Here is a 22,515-nt window from a genome sequence, read left to right as displayed (position 1 = left end):
CCCCTCCGTCGGGCCGTCCGGCATATAGCAGTATCAACCCTAAGCAGGTGTGCTGCTACCGCTTTTCCGTCTTCGCGTCCAACGCCGCCATCCTGATACGCTGATTGCGACCACGAGCGTCCAGAACAAGAACGCGAGACCCAGCCGTGGCGCCTTGATCTCTTCACATCGCATTACTAGTGCAACGTCTAGTCCTATTCAGGCCCAGATTGCAGATGCTCCATGGCGATATTTATTGAATGGCCGCTGAAGCCCCGGTAAGCCAGGAAGCGATAAACCTTCTGCCGCAGTTCTTTTGTCATCCCCGTCTGTGCAATGTCCTTGCGAAACTTCTCGACCACAACGACAACACGCTCATCTTCCGGCTCCATTTGCGCGATGGTTGCCTTCGTAAGTTGCTCGTCGATACCCTTCTGTCGGAGAGTCAGGGCGACTCGCGCGTCGCCGACCCGTGGTTCGATCTGCCGGGTTTTCATCTCCGCATACCGTTCATCTGACTGGTAATTCAAGCCCTGCAGGAGTTTCAGTGCGTCATCTGCCTCCTGTTCGCTGTAGCCTCGCAGGACTAGTTTGCGTTGCAGTACGGCTGCCGAATACTCCCGTTTGGATAAGAGCCATCCGGCATACTGGTGCGCGGGTTGCTTCGGTTTTTGCCGTGGCTGAGCCGGGTCGCGCGCCTTGTACTTGGGCTTTTTGTCAGAGGTCCTTGCATATTCTCCCGGAGCAGGCTTTTTCGTCCCGAAACTGGTCTTGGAAACCTTCTTCTTGTAGTCGGAGCTGCGTGTGATTTTGGGCACACCATCCTGCGCCGGCGCCCCCTCAGTCTCAAAAGTCCGTTGCGGAAGCTTGCTGGGCCGGTCGGTCTGGTCATCCTTGCTCTTCGGTCTCGCTCCAAAGCTTGATCGCTTTGGCTTTTCGCCACTCCCATACTCTTCAAGGTCCTCATCGGTGACCTCTACAGGTTTTCCGGTCTTCGAGTTAATCAGGTACATAAATAGGTCAGGCTAGGAGCATGATTAACGATGTCGGCGTCAGGCGAATCGCCTCGCCGGACCATTGTATTCCCTGCACAGGTACACTGGCGGCTTGTGGCCGAACCCGTTTGTTCAAGCCAGCATTGCAGGTTGCCAGGTTGAAAATCCATCGACGGTCGCGACAGGCCGGCACCGACCCATTGCAGACGTTAGCTTTCGAATTGATCGACAAGCTTATAGAGGCGTTCGCGCTCGCCAATGTTGCTTTCGTCACCTTCCAGCTCGTCTATGCGATGACGGACCGAGTAGTACTCACGAGCGTTTCTGATCTTGTTTCGTTCCACGACAGAGGCTAACAGTGCCGCATCCTTCTTGAAGAAATCTGGGAAGTTTTTGGCTATAGCAATGTGCAAAACATTTAAGAGTCGAGCTCGGTGCTCGCCTCCAATCTCGTGAAACAACATCGGTAGCTCACGCAAACCTTGCTCCATACCAGACGCAATCTGCGACTTAGTCACACCTGAGCGAAAAGCTTGTTCATATCCGTTTTTCGTGGATTCCCATGACGAACAAAGGGCGGCAATCATCGGTTCTTGAACGTCTGAGATCGCTGCAATCAGTTCTTCAAAGGTCGCCAACAGCTTGTCATATCTCGTTATCGAACGGGGCATTCCAATCCCTGGTGGTTGATGGCGAAGGACCGCTTCTGTCCGGTAGCGGACGGTCGGGCCAGGATAGCAGGTTGCCGAATCGACAAACTCTCGAACTGTCATGATCGTCTGCTTCCGACCCATTCCAGACGTTAGAAATATGTCGCTTACTCCGCAGTTCCTTGGGATATCTGCCGATTGTGCCTCTTACGCCGCGCCACGATTACCTTTGTCAACCCAAGTATGGCTAACAAAAACGAGATGACGGAAAACGATTCAACTAGTGGCTGGGGCAATACATGGGAATAGAACTTATCGAACAGCGTATATGCCGCTAAAAACCCCCAGATGGCGGCGAACAGCCATCTCCGTGCTTGCATGAAGCCTGCCATGGCGATAGTTGAGCAGATCAAGGAGAAATAAGCCGTCAGGTGCATGCGATATCCAATTTTCGGTAGTTGCGCAGTCTAGCGCGGTATAGCGACAAAAAGCTCACACAAAGCTACAGGAGCCAGAACCTGACCGGTCCACAAGCCACCGATAACTAGTGCGACCGGCCGCTTTTGGCCGAACCCGGCCGTTCGACACAGCATAGCAGGTTGCTGAAGTGAAAAACTTCACTAATGATCACGACAGGCTGCAACCGACCCAGAGCGGCCCCTTAGATGCTTGAACCAGAGGACCCAAAGATTGCATTAAGGGATTCTAAATTCCATTTGCAAGTACGGTCGCTGAGGTAAACCAGATTCGAGTTGGTTTCCACGAGAGGGCGGAGTTGACTCGCCAGCAGTCTTATTGCTAGGCAGAGTGACTGTAGCGAGCTAAAGCCATAGATGTCAGCAAAACGACCAAATAAGCCGTCGAGTGAGACAGGGCAGGCCCACAGGTCCTTATCAACCTGGTACGGCTCGCCAACATTCGCAGATATCTCTACTTCGGTCCCATCTTCGCGCAGCCATAGAATACGTTCTAATGCGATCCATTTTGGTGGCTCAACCCGCATTTCTCCCCCTCCTTGTGTCCTCTGCTACCTGATCCCGGACAGCCTCTGCCCAGATGACTAATGCGCTTTTGAACGAGTGCTGGTCTACCTGGACGACATTAAGTTATCGCCTTCCATGGTCCTGCTTGTTCCTTGTTGAGCGTTGGTACGTCTGCTCTTGGCCGGTTGCAGACGGTCGAGTCAGCATAGCAGGTTGCCGAGCTGACAAACTCTCAGACTGTCACGACAAACCGCTTCCGACCCGAAGCAGACCTTAGGGAGGAGGAATATTGCCGCTCAGCGCGGTGAAAATTCAGTCAATTATTTTGGTTGCGTAGGCCTGTCTCATGACTTGAGGAATCTCGAACCAAATCCATTGGTCGTGAACGGAGAGAAGCTGTTGATCAGCTCCAAACACTTTTGTTCTCGTCAGGTATGAAGTTCTATTATGAATTCCCTCAAACGGCGGCGATTGTGCAACCACTTTACCGTTCTGCACACCCCCAGCTACGATGAATGGTGTGTCAGGCCGATTCGGATTCTCGAATTCAACTTGAATTGTTGAGCCAGTGGGCAAAGGCTTTTTAGCTCCAAGGGTCAATGCGAAGATCGCAGTCGGCTCCTGCTGTGCGATTAAAACCATCGCAACCTGCGACGTAAAAAATTCAGACTGAGTTGGTTTTGAAGGGCCAGAGGGCCGTGTCTCTTGGGCTAACGCTCCAGTGAATATCATTGCGATAAAAGCAAAAGCAAGTAATTTCTCAAGTGATTTCATAATTGTATCTCTCTCTCTTGTGTCCGCTCTTGGCCGATAGCGGCCGGTCGAGCCAGCATAGCATGTTGCCGAAGTGGAAAACTATCAGACTGTCACGACCGGCCTGAACCGACCCAAGGCAGACGCTCGCGGTGAAAAGTCGGATTAGGGCAGCTCTAGCATTCCGCTACTGCCCGGGACCATCTTTTAGGATCTGCCGGAGCTGCCTAGTTCTTTCTTTTGTTAGCTCTAACTGACGAGAGCTCCACAGCATGGGATACATACTCCCCCAGCATTTCTGAATATCCTCTTCCGAGCATGAGAAACGAGCTTGTAACTCTGCATCCCGAAACGCTACCCACGCACGCTGCGCCGATCGAAGATTTTTCACGAACAGCGGATCATCTGCCATTCTCGTCGCGAGTAGGCGGTAAACATCGTTTAGCGCTTTGTCTGCTTTGAGCAGTTCTGCACTCGCACATGCGTTTAGCTCTACTTGACTGCTGCGCGGGTTACACCCGGGGCCAATATCAGCCCACGAAAGGCCGGGTGAGAGCACAGTCAGGGCAAACACCATCGCGACGTATCTACTCATTTCTATCCTGACGTGATGATTTCGACGTCTGATTCTGGCCGATCTCAGTCATTGAGCTCAGCCTCTTGATCATACTAATCTGGTCGATCGCCAGCTACCCTGCAATGCCAATTAGTTCATATTAATTTTCTTAATTTTTTTACCCGGCGGAAACGTTTGAAGTTGCTGGAAGATTTGACCGAGGAGGGAGAAGTGTACAGCCAGATCGCTTGCCTCGAGATTTTCGGTCTTTCGGGAGCCACCCAGTACTGGCGGGTGAACGAACGAGTAGACCTCATGCTCACCAACCTTCAGGCCGCGAGTATGGGCCTCCTGAAGCCGTTGGGTCGCGAAGTACTCATCGACAAATTCCTGATCTGCGCGCAGGCGCCAATGGAAAGCATCAAGACTCTCCGCAATTGGTTTCAGCTTTCCTTCCAGCGTGTCAACAAAGCTAACAACACCGGTCTTCTTGTTCAGGACAAAAGCATCACCCATTGTCGTGATCACGACAGGCCTATTTTCCGCCCCGATAAGCCATCTCCAGTCGTCAAGCAGGTGTGGCGCTTCTTCTTTACCCAGCGTCCGCGTGAGGTCGCCAGTAGACCAGGCACCAGTAGCAGGCAGAGACTCGCCAGCCAAAGCTAAGCTAGAGACGATTGTTAGTAAAAACGTTGCAAATTTTTTCATAGCGACCATTGTTATCCCTCGTGGGACGAACCTGCGACCATGTCCGCTTCCGACCCATTGCGGATGCTGCGATCTGAGTTGCGTCCCTATTGAGTGTTAGCGTTTATTGCGAAATTCTTGCTCGAGTTCCTTACAGTTTTTTTGTGTACACCCGTACCAAACGACATCGTCGAATGAGCAATTCGCGCCGAGGTTGTCTTTAAGGAAATTGCAATTAGTGAAGTTGCAGTCTACGAACTTCGAGCCCGAAAAAGCGGTGCCTCTAAACGTGCAATTGTGGAAGTTGACTTCAACGAAGAGCGCAAGATTGAACAGCCCCCAATACCATTCGCAGTTTTCAATTTTGCAGGATACGAAGACTGAGTCAACATCGCCGCCTTCTGTGTTAATCCCAGTGAATTCGGTGTATCGGAAGACATGATCCGACCAACCGACAGGTTTGTTAAGGCGTCCTTGAAATTGCTCAGATTCAAATAACATAGATCGAGTCTTTATGGCGACGTATTGGGGGTGGCGACGTTTCTACACACTGCGGTTTCAATGTCTGCTTCTGGCCTTGGATTCAACCGGTCGACGCAACAAGTTGGCTGAATCGTTCAGCGGGTGTTTGATATTCTAAAGTCTTCCTTGGTCGCTCATTCAGTTTGCGGGCAACTTCATTGAGTTGAGCCTGCGAGTATGACGAGACATCGACGCCTTTGGGGAAGTACTGGCGCAATAGCCCATTGGTGTTTTCGTTACTGCCGCGTTGCCACGGGCTGTGCGGATCACAGAAGTAGACATCAATGTCGGTAGCAAGCGTAAAGCGCTTATGGTCAGCCAGCTCTTTACCCCTGTCCCAAGTGAGCGATTGATAGAGTTCCTGGGGTAATTCGCGTGCGTTATCGATCAATGCATCGATAACTGTTTCGGTGTCTTTGCTGGCGACTTTTACCAACATGACATAACGGGTCTGACGCTCAACCAAAGTGGCGATCTGGCTGTTACGGTCCCCGAACAACAAGTCGCCCTCCCAATGGCCAGGTACCGCTCGATCTTCGACTATGGCAGGCCGTTCGCTGATCGATACCGTATCTTTGATCCTGCCGTGGTTGTCGGTTTTTTGTGTGTGATGACGCGATCGGCGCATGATCCGGGGCCGCCGAAGATGCGCTAACAGCTCTTTTTTCAGCGCACCACGTGCCTGAATGAAGAGGCTACGATAAATCGTCTCATGCGACACCTGAAAGTCCTCATCCCCCGGAAACGTATGCTTGAGCCAACCGGCAATTTGCTCTGGCGCCCACTGTAATTGAAGTTTGGTGGCCACTATTTCTGCCAGCATAGGATTGCCCACCAGCTTACATGTCTTGGGACGTTGGGCACGCCTCCAGGCAGCATCGTCGGCACAGTTTGCTCGATAGCTCGCCTGGCCCCCATTTCGGCAGATCTCGCGGCTAATTGTAGAAGGTGCTCGTCCGAGAAGTTGGGCGATTTGCCGGACCGGATGACCAGCAGCTAACGAGCGCGATATCTCTTCCCGCTCTGCCAGTGACAAGGCTAACCTTGACCGCTGCCTTTGCGCAGGGCGAATGCCTCCAGACTCGGCAAGAATTCGCTGTATCGATGAGTGATTTCGATCGAACAGCGCGGCAATTTGATGAAGCGATTCGCCCTTCTTCCAACGCTCCCACATGAGCGCCTTCTGCGTTTCTGTATAGTAGATCCTAGGTCTCTGCTTCATCCGCAACACTCCTTCTGCTCATGCAGAGTTTAGTGTGTTGCATTGACCAGTTGAATCCAAGGCCGATAGCGGACGGTCGGCACTGCGCAGTGTACTCGGCTGTTGCCTGCTGAGCAACTACAGGGTTTCGTTAGGCGCTCTAAGCCGCCCTTGGAGAGTTTCTCGATGCCGCTTCGGGCTGTTGCAGACTTCATTGCGGTCAAGGATGGGAACGTCATCATCGGTGAGGTCAAGGATGGTTTGGGTGCAAAACTGACACCCTTCCAGAAAACCCTGTTTGCCAGTGATGAAGCCCTTGGACGCTTGGCGATTGCCTCGGAAGCGAGAAGGGTTGGTAGTATTGTGGCTGGGAAGACCATTTATTCACAATTAAGTATGGGTGCTAGACTGTCATTCACATTGGAAGGGACATTGACAGGGCGTGCGGGGCGGCAGATTGCTGCTCGAGTGGGCGGTTTGGCGGCCTGCGCGATCGTAAGGGTGGTGTTCACCCTTCCGCTGGCCCTGTGGTTGGGACCAGATATTTAACTAATGGTGAGTGTGTTTCGAAATTATGATGCGTAAAGCTGTTCCAAAAGCTGTTGTTAAGTTGTGGGGCGAATCCTCTCCAGAGGCTTTTGAATTCCTGATCGCGGAACTTGAGATCAGAGGATTTGAAGGCCCGCTGACCTGGGCCGAAAAGTATTCCATTCCTTTCTGTATTTATCAAACAGCGGAAATAAGAGTTCAATTGAGCTTGAGTAGGTGTGGTACCGTCTCGGGAATGGGTTTGTTTGACAGTGGGCTTCTCTTTGGCTCAAAAACCTTATATATGAAGACCTTGGCGACCGACCCCTGGTGGGTCGCTCCGCCGAGCGAAAATGCTGGCCAGAACAAGCCCAGTTTTGAGCCTTGTTTAACGGATTCCCTGGCTCATCAGAAGTGGGCCGAACAACCTGGCGAAATGAATCCAGCCTGGTTGATGACATTGGATAAGGCGGTGCCGCACAACGTATACGAATGGCTCGTAGATTTCGATAGGCACCATATGCCTATGATTTTGAAGATGGTTTCCGACGAAGCCTTGATAAAAGAGATGCGGGCTGCGCTTGACTATCGCAGGCCACACTGGGTCCGATCAGATGGCCCTCATTGCTTCCAGATGCACGAACGACTTGCAGCATTCGAGCGATAGTTATTCCATATGAGTTTGTGCAGAAACTTCGGAATGTTTGACGACTACGGCGATCCCACGTGTAGCGGCATTGAATTCACGGCAGGCGCCAACGGTTCAAAATATTTTGTCCAGGCCGAGGTATTCGACGATATGTTCCCAATTTTTTTGAACCTAAGCCCGAAAATGACGCCAGCGGGGTCATTCTCTTAGTAACTGTTCTCTGTTTGTTTGCCGGTGCAGTAGGCTTCGCCCGCGTATTAACCCCCAGGAAGCAGTCATTCTCCAAGCCGCGCTCGCGAAAATGCACAGTGTGAAACGGGAATCGGACAACTCGCGTCCGATGCAAACGCCCCGGAAGTGCCGCCCCTCGATACCAGCCTTATAGGTCCGGGCCGTACGCGATCGGCCGCAATCGACCCTTAGCGGCCGTTGCCGATGATGCGCAGCCTAGTTATCGACATCAACACGTGTAACACGAAAAATAACGATCGCTGCCGCTAGGCTGGCCACAGCAAGTGCGAACAAATTACCGGATATATTGCCTCGCCACGACGCCAACGACTCCGATCTCGACAGCTGCGGCCTCTGAGTGGAATAAATGATGTTGACGCTTTCGCCTACCTCGACGTCGTCGCAGGAATTGCCAAGTAGGGTTCCCGTGCCCGTATAAACACGTGCGTTGACCACATACGAATAGACTAGTTTTCCATGGTTATTGCAGTTCTTCTTCGTAACTCTGCCATCAGTCGTTTGCGCCGTTTTTTCCAACAACGCAAGCTCATATCCATCGTAAAACGTGATCGCTAGTGGAATAGATAGGGCCATCGCGGCGACGATGCCGAGGACTATCCTTGCCAGGAGAGGCGAGTCCGATTTCATCTTCTTTGCGAATGCGGTAAGCAGAAACGCATATTTCCGTTCTAAAAATCAATGTCCGTTTTTTGCCGATTGCAGACGGTCGAGCAAGCATAGCATGTTGCCGAAGTGAAAATTCTCTCTAACTGTCACGAGCGTCCGTAACCGACCCAAAGCAGACGTGCCCTGCCTGCCAAAAGCTACTGAAAATGTGTTTTAAAATCGTGGCACCTCGTCTACTCAAGGGGCTCGACGTAAGCTTTCAAAGTTCGGTACACCGTCGCGCTTACTTGGTGGCGTGACTGGCCACCGGCATTGTGAAAGCGCGGTTCGAGCGTGTAGCGAATCGTGCGACGATGTTCGCGGTGTGATGCCCGCTCATAGGGCCGCGTCCGATTCGCTCGCCGCGGACGCTGGCGTCAATATACGCAATACCGCGGCAAGTGCAGTCTGTACTCGCGGCGAGTGCTTCACATCCTTGTGATAGCCGGCCCATACGGTGCGGTCCGGCGGCGCTTCGCCTAGATCGAGCAGTTCGAGACCGCCGTATGCATCGCCCACGCGTCGCGGCAGCACAGCGATGCCGCCACCGCCCGCGCACAGGCGTGCCTGGACGTCGCGGCTGTTGGCGCGAAACGCTATCTGCGCTCGTGGTAGACGCGTCGTCATCCATGGGACGTCGGCCAATTCGCCAAAGTCCGTGTCCATCGTGATCAGCGCATGGCCGCTGCCATCCGCGATCGATCCTGAGCGTTCCAAGTAAGTATTACTGGCGTACGCCCCGAAGTCCAGCGTGAGTACACGCCGTTGGATCACGTCGTTGTCGTCGAATTCACGAAAGCGGAACACCAAGTCGGCTTCGCGCCGCGCCAAGTTCACCAGCCGGGTTTCCGTGATTAGCTCGATTGCCAGTCCAGGATAGGTCGCGCGCAGATCGGCAAATATCGGCGCCAGCACGTGCGCGCCAAACCACTCGGTAGTGGAGATACGCACCAGACCTTCAAGGCCGGCATGACCCGCAAGCTTGCGCTCGACAGCAGTCGCGTGCTCTTCCATCTGCTCGATGTGGGTGAGCACGGCCTGCCCCTCACCGGTGAGTACATATCCATCTGCAGTTCGCTGGAACAGCGTTCGCGAAAGCGCCTTTTCGAGCGCTTGCAAACGTCGGCCTATAGTCGGCTGAGACAGTCCTGTGTTACGCGCTGCTTCGCTCAGCGTGCCATACCTTGCTACTGCAAGAAAAGCCCGGTAGTCGTTCCAATCGAGTTTCATTCAGAATTGAATAGTGAAGATGCAAGTTCGTCGATTCTAATTCAAAACAGAATTAGTTAAGCTGACCGCATCTTTAAGACAAGGAATAGTTACGATGAAAGCTTCTTTCTTAGCCACCGGCTTGCTTGGCGTCGTACTCGGAGCAAGCGCCGCTCCTGAGCTACGTTTGGAGGCAAGTAGCCATCACATGATCTGGAACGCCGTTGCAATCGATGGTGGACGTATCTTCGTCGCGGGACCGAGGTGGACCGGTTCGCGCGGCCCAGCCGTAGGCCTGATCGGCCCGGATGGAAAGCCTGTACCGTATCCAAGTATAACTTGGAACGGCTGGCATCCCGGTGGAGACAATGCCCACACCTTCGTCAACGTCAACGCGATCCACCTCGACGGCAAAGGTAGCTTATGGGCGATCGATACAGGTTCGCCAGAGTTCGGTGGTGATCCATTGCCTCACGGGGCTAAGGCGGTGCAGATCGATTTGGCGAGCGGACATGTGGTGCGCACCATCGAATTTGGACCTGACGTGGCACTTCCAGGTAGCTACGTCGATGACATCCGCTTTAACGGCAAGCGTGCCTACCTGACAGATGCCGGGCGGCCGGGATTGATCGTTGTTGACCTGACTACCGGCGCGGCACGACGCGTGCTGGACGGGCATGCCTCGGTGAAGGCAACTCCGGGACGCGTCATCGACGTCGATGGTACTGTCGTGCGCGGAGGCGACGGCAAGCCGCTAGCCGTTCACGCTGACCCTTTCGAACTCAGTCCAGACGGCAAGACGCTGTATTACGGTCCTTTGACAGGACCCTGGTCGCAGGTGCCGACTCGACTGCTCGACAACCCGGCCGTAACGCCTGAGGAGCTGAAGGCGGCAGTCCAACCTTGGGCAGATATACCGCCGATTGGCGGCTCGGTGCTCGATGATCAAGGCAACCTGTACTACACCGAGCTGCATACCAGTAGACTGATGAAACGCACGCGGGATGGAAAAGTCTCCACCGTGCTGAAGGATGCCCGCCTGCATTGGGTTGATGCGCCCGCTTTCGATAACAATGGGCGCCTGTGGCTGCCCGTACCTCAGATGGACCGTGCGGGCGTGTTCAACGGCGGCCGATCGCGCGTGAAATGGCCCGTGGCCCTTTACAGCATCGATTTGAAGGAGGAACAATGATGGGTACCGGTGCTACGCTCCGGCTCGGCTACATTGATCTGTCCTTCCATGCGGCCAGCGCCTCGGTAGTGCAAGCTATTCTGGAACGGCATGGCCACGAGGTCGAGTTATCGGCCGCGCCTCACGAAGCGATGTTCCAGCGCTTGCAGGCGGGTGAGGTCGACATTGTTGCCTCGGCTTGGCTTCCAACCAGCCACGGCGAGTATCTCGCGCCGTTGCAAAAGAAGGTGGAAAAACTGGCTGTCTTATACGAACCTTATTGCATATGGGGGGTTCCCGACTATATCCCGCAAGACGTGCTTGCTTCGGTCGAAGATCTCAAAAAGCCAGAGGTGCTGGCAAATATAGATAAATTCATCGACGGCATTAATGCAGGCGCAGGTATCAGCCGATTCTCCAGCGCGATGATCGATGCCTACGGCTTGGACCGCTACGGATACCGCTTCTACGCTGGAAGCGAGGCGTCCAGCTTCACCAAATTTAAGCGAGCTGTCGCGAACAAGCGTTGGCTGGTGATCCCCTTATGGCATCCACAATATTTACATCACGACTATCGTATCCGCGCGTTGGAGGAGCCAAAAGGCCTTCTTGGCGGCACCGACCAGGCAACTTTAGTAGCCCGCAAGGGCGTGCTGCCAAAGATTGCCCCGAGCGCGCTGGCCGAGCTGCGCATTCTGCATTTGGGAAATGCGGTACTAACGGACTTAGAGCATGCGACACAGGTAGAAGGGATCACACCGCTGCAAGCTGCGACGCGCTGGCTGGCGACGCGGAGCGAACCGGTACCGGCAGCAGTAGGCCTGCGCGGATAACGTGCCATTTACCTTGCCTGGCCTCAATTGAATTTGGCAGGCGCCGGCTTTATTTTGCTGGAACACTTTACATAGCAATCATGCATTAACCTAATCAATTTTTGACGCGAGTTTAGCGCAGGCCGCTTTGAAAGAAGTGCGGGATATCTCCCGCGCACTGATAAGTGCTACAATGAAAGCATTTTAAGTCGAAAGAATTTGATATACTTTTTCTTAATCCATCTTTTTTAGCAAACGGCCAAAAATATACAAGCGATCACATGCAGTTCAAATCTGGATGTGATGTAGAAGGGAAATTATTAAACTGGCCTAGCACTAAATTAAACCCGATGAATTGTTACGACAAACGTTTGCATAATCCGAGTAAAATTACCAAAAATTATTTTTTGATATATATGCTTGGCTAGAAAAAATGAAAATCCGTCTAAGACGACTCATCCCGAATAAATTCTTGTCCTCATTATAGCTAAATAAAAGCAGGCTAAAATTACACTTGATGTCGAGTCGTCACATCTACCACAGTGGTTACGTGACATACGTCCAGAAGCGATCTGAGGGTAGGTCAATTTGTCGCATACGACCGGATAATTTCAAGGATACACTCTCGACATGCAAAATCTCCTTACAAAGCGGCTGGTCATTGCGTGGATAGCCATGCTGAGTGTGCTGTTCGGTGTTCTCGCGCCGCCCATGACGCAAGCTATGGCATCGGCATCGGCATCGGCATCTGGTAATGAGGAGGTTCAGATTTGCACAGCGGAGGGTATGAAGACGATTGTCATTGTCCAGGAGGGTTCAGGTAAGCGAAAAGCGCCGTCTTCTGAGTGCATGTCTAAGCACTGCGCGTATTGTGTCTTGCACGCTAATATCCCCTTGCTGCCGAGAGTGGCATTCATTCTTCCCTTGCAGCCACAAGCCGGCATGCTGCCGCCACTGTTTTATCAGTCGACCACGCCTCTTTTCGCCTGGACCGTACACGTCCCTCGCGGACCACCTTTCTCAATCTGACCTTTTGGGCGGCACCGCCCACTTTTCGCTTTCATTGCCTCGTTCGGATACGTCCAAGAGATCGTGTGAGATTCAAGACGCGCGCTTTTGCGCCCGTCGATTCAGCATGTCTGCTAGCGTCTACGGTGGCTTGAATTCGTCTTGGTCTGCTGCCTGCACAGGGTAGGCAACATGCCGATCGTCCGTCCATGGTTCTGGTTCGCCTGGACATCAGTGCGACTGCATCGCACAACGAATCTTATTTAAAAGGCATATCTTCGTGACTATTTTCATATCGCGCTGTGCGCTATTGGTGGTTACCGTTGCCGCTCTGGCATTGAATTTGAGCGGCTGCAAACAGCAACAACGACAAGCACAGGTTTTCAATGGCATCAACGTTACTGGAATTTCTTCCGCCAAGGATATACATCTTCCCGATATTGACGGCCAGGAGCGGTCAATTGGCAATTTCAAAGGTAAGGCAGTAATGGTGTTTTTCGGATTTACTCAATGTCCCGACGTATGTCCAACGGCGCTTGCGCGCGCGGTGGAGGTTAAGCGGCTGCTTGGTGCGGACGGTAACCGGTTGCAAGTCTTGTTTGTAACCGTGGATCCCGAGCGAGACACTCCAGTGGTACTTAAACAATATTTAGCAGCCTTCGATCCGACATTCATTGCGTTGCGTGGTGACTCAAAACGCTTAGCCACTACCGCCAAGGATTTCAAGATTTTTTACCAGAAGGTTCCGACAGGAGGCTCTTACACCATGGACCATTCATCCATAAGCTATCTATTCGACCCGCAAGGCCACCTTCGGCTCGCGCTTTCACACAACCTGAGTGCTCCGAAATATGCCGACGATGTACGCAAGCTGCTTCACCCGATCTGATATGGGTCGCGAATAGGAGGTTCGAATGCAATTTTGTATCCGCTTTTTGATTTTCTTCGCAGGTTTGATCGCGTGCGCAGTCCATGCCCAGATTATTGTCAGTGACCCTTGGGTGCGTGCCACGGTACCGGGCCAACATGCAACTGGGGCATTTCTGCATATACAAAGCCGGACAGACAGCAAATTGGTTAGGGCGAACTCGCCCATAGCGCGAGTAGTTGAAGTGCATAAAATGACGATGGAACACGATGTCATGCGCATGCGTCAAATTCCCTACCTTCCGCTTCCTGCGGGTAGGAGTGTTGAGCTCAGACCAGGCGGTTATCACATTATGCTCATTGAGTTAAAGCGCCAAGTAAAGGAAGGGGACAAGATACCGCTCTCGCTGGTATTTGAGCGTCAAGATGGTCGCCTTGAGACGATCAAGGTCGAAGCACCTGCTCGCGGCCTGACTGCAAGCATGCCGACAAAGGAAGGCGAGCATGCACGCTGAACTCTGCTTAAAACTAAATTTGACCAGACGCGTCATAAGACACGATGCTACGTCATACCGGATCTGCGCCGGCACCGGACGCTTTATCGTCTTGGGGATGTCGATTCTGGCGACTGGACAGACGTGGGCAGGCCCAGATCGACCGATGAATGGTACTGACCTCGCGCTGGAACAGGTTGCCACAGTGATTGTCAGCGGTCGGGCGAACCAAGATGATCACGCAGTGAGCCTTGCTACTGGTGAATCGGGCACTTCACTTGACACGCCATTTTCAATTAGTAGCATAAGCAGCCAGCTGGTGCACGACCAAGCGGGCACAACACTACAAGATGCCCTACGCAATGTACCAGGTGCGCAGGCAGATTCTGGCTTTAACGGTTCGCATACTCAATTTTTCAGCTTGCGTGGCGCGGTGCCAGACAGTGGCACCGGATCTAACCGCGTACTGCGCGACGGTGTGCGACTGTCCAATTATCCCTACGTGCCTGGATTTGTCGAGAGCGTCGACGTACTACGTGGGCCTGGAGCAGCGGTCGGTGTACGCAGCGAACCAGGCGGTACCGTCGACATTGTCACTCGCCAGCCGGTCATGACCGACAAGGGGTCTATTGTGGTATCCGTCGGCGATCATTCCGAGCAGGAACTGACGTTCGACCTTAACCGAACGCTGTCATTTGAACACGGTGTAGCTGCGCGGCTTATTGCCACCCGCTCGCGCGCCAGCGAATGGCGCCACGTAAAAGACCAGCTCGACGGCGTGAAACTGGGCTTGGCGAAGAATGGCGGTGACCTGTATCACTTGAGCGCAGGTTTCGAGGCTACCAACCAAGTGTATCAACCCGATTACGGTATTCCCGCGATCGGTAATCGTCCAGCTTCGATTCAACTCGACCGCCAGTTTGGCGAACCGTTCGGAAATTCCACTACCAACAATCGTATAGTAGACCTGCACGGAGACATCAGTCTCGCGACCGACACGCGTATTAAAGCCGATTTGACACAACTGGAAGCGCATTCGACATCGATCAAAAACCTCTTGAACGGCGCTCCTCTAGCCGGACAGCCACTCGGAACATATGCACGAGTTTCCTCATGGGAGCCGGACACAGCACGTCGCATCACCTCGGGAGCGTTGTCGCTCAGCAGTGTTCGAGAGATCGGTGGTCTGGCTCATCAGATTTTTGTGGGGTTCGACTACTACAGCGAAACGCTAGACCAACCAACGCTGAGTGTGTCGGCAGAGACCAGTCCCCCCATCAACATTTTTGTTCCGATCTACGGTCGAGTAATCGCCCCCTCGGCCAACGCCATTCTTGGGCGTTCGCTAACTGTTGAGGAATTGACCACGCGGTCAGCGTCGCTGCAGGACCAAGTCGATTTGGGAACGTGGTCACTGGTCGGCGGACTACGCTATGCCAACCAGCAATTCTTATATGGCTTAAGGAGCTCCCAGCCAGTCTACGAGGATAACTGGTCGCCCAAGCTTGGGCTGCTCTACCGTCTTCACTCTGACAGTACGATCTACGGCAACGTTGCTACTGGCGTATCACCGAACCAGGTCGCCTCCTCGTCCAACCAATCACTGCCTTCGCGACAGGCAGTGCAGGCTGAAGTAGGGTGGAAGTCATCCTGGTTGAATAGCGCTCTCAGCAGCGACGTGTCGGTATATCAACTGCGTCAGACAAACATGATTTCGTCAGATCAAAGCACGCCGGGCAATATCTTTGACTTCACTGTGGACGGAAGCGCTCGTTCCAATGGCGTCGAAGCCGCAGTTTACGGCAAGCTTAAAAACGATATCGAAATTTCGCTGGCATACGCTTATGTGAACGCGCGCTACCTGAGCAACGCCACATACGGTGGCAATCGAGTACCTAACGTGGCGCACCAGACGCTCACGTTATGGGGACAATATCACTGGAGCGAGCACTGGAAGACTAGCGTTGGCTTATATGCACAAGGCGCGCGTTACGCAGATCAAGCCAACACCAGTGTCTTACCCGGCTATGCTCGATTCGATTTGACACAAACTTGGACACAGAGGATCCCGGGTCTGGGTGCGGTAGAGGTCCAGCTGGCTTTGCGTAACGCATTAGACCAACGTTATTTCGTGTCCAGCCATTTGCATGTCACCCAATGGATCATGCCGGCGCAAGAGCGTAACGCGAGTTTAACTCTTTCGTACCGATTCTAATTGCACGTAGATTTGATTAACACGGCCACAAGCAGGCCGTTAATTCGCGACATCTGGACGGTCATCGAAAATTTTATTCACTTTCGTGAAAGTCATCTTACAAGGATCGTAGATGCCCGCGAGTAATTTTACTTCTTGTGATATTTCCGAATTTTAAATGGAAAAATTGTTAAACGTTGAGGTATGTGAGACATCGGGGAGCAGTGTCGCGCAGCTCCCTAACGCTTCCTAGAGATCTTAACTGGAAAATCGAGCTATGCATATTCGATACGAATTTTAGATTTCTATTAAAGGTAAATATGAAAAATAACCGCTTTACACGCCGCAACATACTGGGACTTGCGACCGCCCTTTCTAGCTTTGCGCTGACGTCCACGCAAACATTTGCGGAGATCTCAAGCCATAGCGATATCGTACTAAGTCCTAAACCAAAAAAGATCGGCATCGTTTTATTTAATGGATTTGAAACACTAGATGTTTTCGGCCCAGTACAAATGTGGGGCAAGCTTAAAGACTACGAGATTGTTACTGTTTGTCAGAATGGTGGGATTGCAAGATCTTCGCAGGGTTTGGATACGGTGTGCCGTTATTCATTTGTTGATGCGCCTCAGTTTGAAATTTTAATGATTCCTGGAGGTGGAGGAACTAGGAAAGAAGTGAACAACACTGTCATGCTTGATTTTTTACGCCATCAGAACCGCGCTACCGAGTGGACAACCTCCGTATGTACTGGAGCCGCGGTACTTGCAAGAGCTGGGATACTTGATAATCACAGAGCGACAACAAATAAAAATGCCTGGGTGTGGGCAACTAGTAATTCCAAATCCGTCAAGTGGCAACCGCATGCAAGATGGGTCTTTGATGGAAAGTATGTGACATCTTCTGGCGTGTCCGCAGGTACTGACATGGCACTTGCATTGGTAAAGCAACTCTATGGTCAGGAAATAGCTCAGCAGACGGCTAGACTCGCAGAGTACGTCTGGAACGGGGATCCCACTAACGATCCATTTGCAATCGATTCAAAATAAAAAGTATTGCTGTCTAGAGTTATTAACCACGCATCGGCGTCGTGATGAAATCTACAGATTGCGGCGCTTACGGAGGCCCTGCTAGTTGAAAGTTGCAACATCCCGATGAGCACGTGGCTTCCGTAAGCGTCCGCTAATGGCCGCAAGCAGACGGTCGAGCCAGCATAGCAGGTTGCCGAGCTGGCAAACTCTCAGACAGTCACGACCGGCAGCTCCCGACCCGAAGCGGACCTTTCTATTCGAGACTACGAAGCTAGATCAACCCAAGCGAATCTGGCAACCCTCGAACGAAATCAGTATTCTTTTTCTCTGAAGATTCAAAGCTCAAATGGACTAGCCGAGCAGCTAATCTAGCTTTGTCTGTATCATTTAAATCGCTCAAGCGAAATGCCAACTGCTCCATCATCCCGACTGCAGTGTCTTCATTGAGCATGCCAGCGCTGGTGAATTCACAAAAAACTGCAATATCAGCGACTATATTCGCAAAACTTGTGTAGACATTAGTTGTCATAAGGCTATTTTTGACATCATTAGTGAGAGAGTGTAGAAAGACGTGAGAGTAGATGAAACGTTAGGTCCGCTGTTGGTTGATTGCGGACCTATGGTTATGTCAGCTTCCGACCCGAAGCGGACATAACGCAACTGCTAAATCAGCCCTTGAACGGATCGATCCAGCCGGGCCGAAGTCCTGCCTCGTATTCTTTGCGCACGTAGGCGAGCGATTCTTCACATCCCATTTCTGCCTCGATAGCGCCTACGCAGCCCCAGCAATCTCCACCACAATTGCCTGAAAGCGGATCTGCCGGACTGTCGAGTAGACGTCCGCAGATCAGGCAGTATTCCTGCTTTTTGCTGTTCGTCATAATCTTGATTCCTAAACGCCCTGTCTTAGCCGATCTCGGCCGGTCAAGCAAGCATAGCAGGTTGCCAAAGCGGAAAAGTCACTGACGGTCACGACCGGCCGGAAACGACCCAAAGTAGACATCCTCGGCCCTAGCAAGACCAACTTGTTCAATAAATTATTCGGATGACTTCTGCTGTTGCGATTCGTTTCCTAGCTCTGCCGGGATAAAGTAGGTTCTCTTATCAGCCGGCAGACCTGGCAGGGAAACGTAAGACTCGGTCTGCAACCCAAGTTGTCGCTCGCTTCTCCCGACAGACATTGTGCAACCGCTGTGCAGTCTATCGCTGACACTGGCCCTTTCCCCTTCCCGCATGACCAGATAGTCTGCCTTGTCGCTCGACGATGCCTCGTCCTGCCGCTCTTGAGATCTTTTCGTAACAAACGCCCACTGGCGGTAGTTAGGTAGGAAGTGTATGTAAAGCTTTCCGTTGCGTTTCTCGACTTTCTTAATCCAACAAGGGAGGCTCTGCCCGTGAGCAGCTGGTTGCATCGCCGAGAGCAACAGAGCTGCCAGACCTGAAAGTATTAATTCTTTTCGTATTTGCATATTCAAGATGTTGAGGATTTCAACGACTGCTTGTGGCCGGTTGCGGTCCTTCGGCTGAGACCGCTCTCGACCCGAAGCGGACCTACGAGAACTGTCATGCGATTATCGCGGCCAAGTCTTTTTTGGAAGCTCCGAAAATAGCGCATCTAGGTATGCTTTCGGCGGGCGATCGATATCGATAACATTCTCAAGCAAGAAAGGAACCTCTACATCTTGCATAAGGTAAAAGCGGCTGTTCTCATTGCAAACCATCGGTGTGTTGGTAAGTCGCCCAATGAAATACTGTGGCCTTACTTCCGAAACCACTACCCACATACGCTCGTACTCGCGTGAGACCTGCCCGCATTCATCTTCGGCTTCGATCTCAAAAATTAGCTTTGCCGCATCGCCAAACTTTAGTTCCTGCCGGTTTTCAAGTGGCGGAATCCAAAAGGTATCAGGTGCCGGGCGATGGCGATTTTCGCCCGAGATAAGTGCCCAGTGGTCTATATCAATCTTCGGAAAATTCATTACACATTGAGCGAGTAGTTGGCTCGCGTATTCAGGTTCGCTCTTGGCCGAACCCGGCCGTTCAGATGAGCATAGCAGGTCGAAGGCCGTGAAAAGTCGCAGACTGTCACAGCGGCCGCAACCGACCCATTGTGGACGTTCCTATTAGATTGCAGCTGACTGTATTTGCGCCATCGCCTTAACCTGTTCGATAGCGCCAAGAAGTTCCCCGTCCAATGGATCGCCTGTGAACGCTGATAGGCAAAGATGTCGCGTAGGTTGCCGTTGAAGTTTCTCGGGGCTGTCATCAATCACGATGATCTCGTCTGCGGCGTACCCGTGCTTTAACGCTTTCCGCAGGTCCTTGATGTACACATAACCGTTACTTTTAGGGTCAACTTTTTGAACACATTTGGAAACCGCCCATGAGAATGCAACGGGGTATGAAGTACCAAACAGCTTTTCGGTGACCATCTCAACGTAGCGTTCGCTAGATGAAGACCAGACTGCAACCTCGAAGTGAGATGCACAGAACTTAATCAGTTCAGATGCAAACGGCCGCACGTAGACAAAATACGGCCCGACTCGAAAAGCCTCGGGGGAAGATAAGGGCACCTCTGTCGCGTGCACCAAGGTCTCGTCCAAATCAAAGACGATTAGTCGAACTCGCGTCATGTTGCAGCCTTTCATTGTCCGCTTCCGACCCAAAGCAGAAGTTCAAGCAGATGTTGAAGTGCTCGGTCTATCGCTTTCGCTTTTTCTGAGACCATGCAGCAGAGCACAGACCAGAAAGAGTTCCTATGAAGGCGGCACGCGCCCAGTCGAGGTCATGTGCACTACTCAAGAAGTAAGTGTAGAGAAGCGTACCAACGGCAGTTCCCGACGCAGTAGACAAAAAATTTTTCATGTTGAACTTCCCATTCACTTTGTGCGAGCAAGTATGAACCGACCCGAAGCGGTCATTGCACTAGGAGGTGAGAGCCAGCAGCCCATGCACGCTAAGCTATCTTTTCCAACTGCTCGGAATCTTTTTATCCGGCCATTGACTATCTGTCTTCGGCTTGAACTCACATAATTCGGGTTGAACTATTGCGCCTGACTGCATGCCTCTGCAGTCCCATATCATTCTTCCTCGATGGTCAAACTGATCCCATGCGTAGTCATAATCGACTGGATCGGAGGGAGCAACTGGTGTTTTTGGCAGGGAAGCAGCATCAGGCGCAGCAGGCTTTGGTTTCTCTTGGCCGTATGCAGTCGACACAAACTGTGTAGCGAAAACCAGGACGACGAACCACGATCTCATTTCATCTCCGTAAAGTGTAGGGCCCTCAGCACTCAATGCTATTCGCAAAGACCCTTCTTGGCCCTTAGCAGACGGTCAGTACGGCTCAGTGTACCCGGCTGTTGCATACAGAGCAACTGAATGGTTTTGTGCGGCGTTCTAAGCTGGAATCGGGGTAAATTTGAGACCGTCTATTAGAACGGAACCAAAGTAGTTGGAACTGATATTATGCTGCTCATGCTAAATTTTATGAATCAAAAGGACTAACATGACTATGGATCTATCAAGGCTGTCGCTAAGTGAGCTAAAGAAGTTGCAACAAGATGTCAATGTGCTGATTTCTAACCATAGCAAAGAAGCGGTAGTCAAGGCTCGTAAAGACATCTTAGAAATTGCGCAATCGGTCGGCCTGACTGTTGACCAGCTACTCAACGGCAAACCCGAGAAATCTGTCAAGAAGGTGACCGCGCAGTACGAAAACCCAAAAAACACTGCTGAACAATGGACTGGACGCGGTCGAAAACCTCGCTGGATCATTGAGGCAATCGAGAGCGGTGCAAAGTTAGAAGATTTAAAGACTAAAGCCGCTAGCTAGCTAGCTTCGTCTATGGTGGGATGCGTTTAGGCGTCATACTGTCATTGAGCAGTGCGCGATAGTTAGGCACTGCAATTGACTTACTTTGCCTGTACACCTGTCACAACAGACCAGGGCCGGCCGGCTGGGAACATGCGGCACTGTCTGCTACCGACCCATTGCAGCCGTTCGTAGATTTTTAGCCCTAGATCCCTACTGGAAAAATTTCAGTTAAAGGGCATGGCACGGAAGAAGACGATAGTTGCCAAAGTAATTCCGATAAGTATTCCAGCTGAAGAACCGAACGAGCGGCTTCCATTAGACCAAGGCAACATTCCAAACCCTGCTAAGAAGCAGAATATCAAGAAAATGACACCGTAGCCCGGGAAAAAATGTAGAAAGCTGACCGTTGCCAGGAATGAGGCAATGAGCCAGCAGATAAGCGACGTTGCGAAGCGTTGAAATTTATTTTCGACTACAAGCATAGTTCACCCCAATCTGATCTTGCCTGGTAATCCTGATGCCAACGACGAGTGTATCAGCACCGTCAGCGGTCCGCTTTTGGCCGAACCCGGCCGTTCAGATCAGCATGGCAGCTTGCCGCGTTGAAAAAGTCACGAACGGTCACGACCGTCCGCAACCGACCCAAAGCGGACCTGCTGCATGGCTATCAGAGTCAACCGACAGCACTGCTTTTTCGGAGTTCCCCACCGACTGCAGACACGCGCTGCCCATGGCAGCAGGCATCAAAGTGAATTCCCTTTCCGTTTCCCTAGTGCGTAGCCGGGCCAGTTCATAAATACGAAGGCAAATACCCCGGCAAAAAACAGGGTCGATCCGACAACCCTCGACTGCTGTGCGAACGAAAAAATGGCACCAAGAAGTATTGGAACTGTTAGCAAACCTCCAGCGAAGATTCGGTGAAGCGTCGACCTCCCTATTAGATCAGGCCAAATTCCAACGTAGATAAATCCTCCGGTGACTAGTAATAGGCATAAAAACGCGCCAATGAAAATCAGTCCAGGAGCAATGAATGGCTCGCCTTGAGGTGTCGCCATCGCCAGGGCGCAGACTAAGCACCCCGGTACGAAAATCAAAATGCCAAACAATGCAGCCAACGCTGGAACGATCCTCAGCATAAAACCCTCCTTAAAGTGCCGCGTTGGCAACACGTCCGCTTTTGGCCGATCTTCGCCGTTCAGCTCAGCATAGCAGGTTGCCCGACCGGAAAAGTCACGAATGGTCACGACCGGCCGGACCCGACCCATTGCGGACATTTGCTTGGTTGAGGAGCTGGTCAAGACAGTCTCTCAAGAGATGAGGCCGGAGTCGGCGCAAAGTAGCATGCATAACGCCTGTAAACCCAGGAATTTAGAAAGTGCCCGGTAGTAACGGCTTCAGCGCCGTCTATAATTCATTGCTGACTTTTCTTCTTGCCATGCCCGCAACAGCACGCAGAACAGTTTCCCGTCCAGTTGTGTTAGTGGTGCTTAAGCATGTATAAGCTGACGTTAC

General features: G+C 52.1%; 26 protein-coding genes. 10 read left to right on the top strand and 16 right to left on the bottom strand.

Going from position 1 to position 22,515, the window contains the following annotated elements; genetic code table 11:
* Positions 1–194: 194 nt before the first annotated feature.
* The 9 genes from U1H99_RS25030 to U1H99_RS25005 form a co-directional block, all read right to left on the bottom strand.
* On the bottom strand, positions 195–992 hold the full coding sequence (locus U1H99_RS25030) for a regulatory protein RecX (RefSeq protein ID WP_323141232.1): 798 nt from the start codon (positions 990–992) through the stop codon (positions 195–197).
* A gap of 191 nt (positions 993–1,183) precedes the next feature.
* A complete protein-coding gene (locus tag U1H99_RS25025) occupies positions 1,184–1,747 on the bottom strand; it encodes a hypothetical protein (RefSeq protein ID WP_323141231.1) in 564 nt (187 codons plus the stop codon).
* 44 nt (positions 1,748–1,791) lie between these two features.
* A complete protein-coding gene (locus U1H99_RS25020) occupies positions 1,792–2,061 on the bottom strand; it encodes a hypothetical protein (protein WP_323141230.1) in 270 nt (89 codons plus the stop codon).
* 224 nt (positions 2,062–2,285) lie between these two features.
* Positions 2,286–2,627, bottom strand: a complete 342-nt coding sequence (locus U1H99_RS30200) for a DUF6968 family protein (RefSeq protein WP_375341591.1) — start codon at positions 2,625–2,627, stop codon at positions 2,286–2,288.
* A gap of 292 nt (positions 2,628–2,919) precedes the next feature.
* Positions 2,920–3,381 carry a hypothetical protein gene (locus tag U1H99_RS25015; protein WP_323141229.1) on the bottom strand — a complete coding sequence of 154 codons (462 nt, stop codon included), beginning with the start codon at positions 3,379–3,381 and terminating at the stop codon, positions 2,920–2,922.
* 166 nt (positions 3,382–3,547) lie between these two features.
* Positions 3,548–3,937 (bottom strand): lysozyme inhibitor LprI family protein, encoded by a 390-nt coding sequence (locus U1H99_RS30195; RefSeq protein ID WP_375341601.1) that lies wholly within the window; start codon positions 3,935–3,937, stop codon positions 3,548–3,550.
* Between the two features lie 129 nt (positions 3,938–4,066).
* Entirely contained in the window at positions 4,067–4,624 is a 558-nt protein-coding gene (locus tag U1H99_RS25010; protein ID WP_323141228.1) for a T6SS immunity protein Tdi1 domain-containing protein, read from the bottom strand.
* Between the two features lie 96 nt (positions 4,625–4,720).
* Positions 4,721–5,104 (bottom strand): pentapeptide repeat-containing protein, encoded by a 384-nt coding sequence (locus U1H99_RS30190; protein WP_375341590.1) that lies wholly within the window; start codon positions 5,102–5,104, stop codon positions 4,721–4,723.
* Positions 5,105–5,186: 82 nt separating this feature from the next.
* Complete coding sequence (locus U1H99_RS25005) at positions 5,187–6,347, bottom strand: IS30 family transposase (RefSeq protein WP_323144388.1); 1,161 nt, start codon at positions 6,345–6,347, stop codon at positions 5,187–5,189.
* Positions 6,348–6,512: 165 nt separating this feature from the next.
* Here U1H99_RS25005 and U1H99_RS25000 point away from each other — a divergent pair, with 165 nt between their 5' ends.
* Together U1H99_RS25000 and U1H99_RS24995 are read left to right on the top strand one after the other, a co-directional pair.
* Positions 6,513–6,875 carry a hypothetical protein gene (locus U1H99_RS25000; protein ID WP_323144387.1) on the top strand — a complete coding sequence of 121 codons (363 nt, stop codon included), beginning with the start codon at positions 6,513–6,515 and terminating at the stop codon, positions 6,873–6,875.
* 25 nt (positions 6,876–6,900) lie between these two features.
* The gene (locus U1H99_RS24995; protein ID WP_323144386.1) at positions 6,901–7,521 is read left to right on the top strand and encodes a hypothetical protein; all 621 of its coding nucleotides are present in this window, start codon (positions 6,901–6,903) and stop codon (positions 7,519–7,521) included.
* A 429-nt stretch (positions 7,522–7,950) separates the two neighbouring features.
* On the opposite strand, the gene U1H99_RS24990 is transcribed toward U1H99_RS24995, so the two are convergent.
* Positions 7,951–8,382, bottom strand: a complete 432-nt coding sequence (locus tag U1H99_RS24990; protein ID WP_323144385.1) for a DUF3592 domain-containing protein — start codon at positions 8,380–8,382, stop codon at positions 7,951–7,953.
* 354 nt (positions 8,383–8,736) lie between these two features.
* Positions 8,737–9,630, bottom strand: a complete 894-nt coding sequence (locus U1H99_RS24985) for a LysR family transcriptional regulator (protein ID WP_323144384.1) — start codon at positions 9,628–9,630, stop codon at positions 8,737–8,739.
* A gap of 94 nt (positions 9,631–9,724) precedes the next feature.
* On the opposite strand from U1H99_RS24985, the gene U1H99_RS24980 reads away from it, so the two are divergent.
* The 7 genes from U1H99_RS24980 to U1H99_RS24950 all read left to right on the top strand — a co-directional run bounded on the left by U1H99_RS24980 (position 9,725) and on the right by U1H99_RS24950 (position 17,204).
* Positions 9,725–10,801: an L-dopachrome tautomerase-related protein gene (locus U1H99_RS24980; RefSeq protein ID WP_323144383.1), complete on the top strand. Its 1,077-nt coding sequence runs from the start codon at positions 9,725–9,727 to the stop codon at positions 10,799–10,801.
* On the top strand, positions 10,798–11,613 hold the full coding sequence (locus U1H99_RS24975; RefSeq protein WP_323144382.1) for a glycine betaine ABC transporter substrate-binding protein: 816 nt from the start codon (positions 10,798–10,800) through the stop codon (positions 11,611–11,613). The genes U1H99_RS24980 and U1H99_RS24975 overlap by 4 nt, the downstream gene beginning before the upstream one ends.
* A gap of 609 nt (positions 11,614–12,222) precedes the next feature.
* On the top strand, positions 12,223–12,621 hold the full coding sequence (locus tag U1H99_RS24970; RefSeq protein WP_323144381.1) for a DUF2946 domain-containing protein: 399 nt from the start codon (positions 12,223–12,225) through the stop codon (positions 12,619–12,621).
* A gap of 259 nt (positions 12,622–12,880) precedes the next feature.
* Positions 12,881–13,489, top strand: a complete 609-nt coding sequence (locus tag U1H99_RS24965) for an SCO family protein (RefSeq protein ID WP_323144380.1) — start codon at positions 12,881–12,883, stop codon at positions 13,487–13,489.
* A gap of 25 nt (positions 13,490–13,514) precedes the next feature.
* Positions 13,515–13,982 carry a copper chaperone PCu(A)C gene (locus U1H99_RS24960; RefSeq protein WP_323144379.1) on the top strand — a complete coding sequence of 156 codons (468 nt, stop codon included), beginning with the start codon at positions 13,515–13,517 and terminating at the stop codon, positions 13,980–13,982.
* Positions 13,972–16,176 carry a TonB-dependent receptor gene (locus tag U1H99_RS24955; RefSeq protein WP_323144378.1) on the top strand — a complete coding sequence of 735 codons (2,205 nt, stop codon included), beginning with the start codon at positions 13,972–13,974 and terminating at the stop codon, positions 16,174–16,176. The genes U1H99_RS24960 and U1H99_RS24955 overlap by 11 nt, the downstream gene beginning before the upstream one ends.
* Before the next feature lie 299 nt (positions 16,177–16,475).
* Positions 16,476–17,204: a DJ-1/PfpI family protein gene (locus U1H99_RS24950; protein ID WP_323144377.1), complete on the top strand. Its 729-nt coding sequence runs from the start codon at positions 16,476–16,478 to the stop codon at positions 17,202–17,204.
* A gap of 253 nt (positions 17,205–17,457) precedes the next feature.
* Here the strand turns inward: U1H99_RS24950 and U1H99_RS24945 are convergent, their stop codons facing one another.
* The 4 genes from U1H99_RS24945 to U1H99_RS24930 form a co-directional block, all read right to left on the bottom strand.
* The gene (locus tag U1H99_RS24945) at positions 17,458–17,715 is read right to left on the bottom strand and encodes a hypothetical protein (RefSeq protein ID WP_323144376.1); all 258 of its coding nucleotides are present in this window, start codon (positions 17,713–17,715) and stop codon (positions 17,458–17,460) included.
* A gap of 139 nt (positions 17,716–17,854) precedes the next feature.
* Positions 17,855–18,067, bottom strand: a complete 213-nt coding sequence (locus tag U1H99_RS24940) for a hypothetical protein (RefSeq protein ID WP_323144375.1) — start codon at positions 18,065–18,067, stop codon at positions 17,855–17,857.
* A gap of 690 nt (positions 18,068–18,757) precedes the next feature.
* A complete protein-coding gene (locus tag U1H99_RS24935) occupies positions 18,758–19,165 on the bottom strand; it encodes a hypothetical protein (protein WP_323144374.1) in 408 nt (135 codons plus the stop codon).
* Between the two features lie 144 nt (positions 19,166–19,309).
* Positions 19,310–19,834, bottom strand: a complete 525-nt coding sequence (locus U1H99_RS24930) for an HAD family hydrolase (protein ID WP_323144373.1) — start codon at positions 19,832–19,834, stop codon at positions 19,310–19,312.
* An 860-nt stretch (positions 19,835–20,694) separates the two neighbouring features.
* On the opposite strand from U1H99_RS24930, the gene U1H99_RS24925 reads away from it, so the two are divergent.
* The gene (locus tag U1H99_RS24925; protein WP_323144372.1) at positions 20,695–21,021 is read left to right on the top strand and encodes an H-NS histone family protein; all 327 of its coding nucleotides are present in this window, start codon (positions 20,695–20,697) and stop codon (positions 21,019–21,021) included.
* A gap of 725 nt (positions 21,022–21,746) precedes the next feature.
* Here U1H99_RS24925 and U1H99_RS24920 read toward each other — a convergent pair.
* Positions 21,747–22,139 (bottom strand): hypothetical protein, encoded by a 393-nt coding sequence (locus U1H99_RS24920; protein WP_323144371.1) that lies wholly within the window; start codon positions 22,137–22,139, stop codon positions 21,747–21,749.
* Positions 22,140–22,515: the final 376 nt, after the last annotated feature.

Source organism: Massilia phyllosphaerae (genome assembly GCF_034659755.1).
GTDB lineage: Bacteria > Pseudomonadota > Gammaproteobacteria > Burkholderiales > Burkholderiaceae_D > Telluria > Telluria phyllosphaerae.
This window is presented reverse-complemented; position numbering and strand designations above follow the sequence as displayed.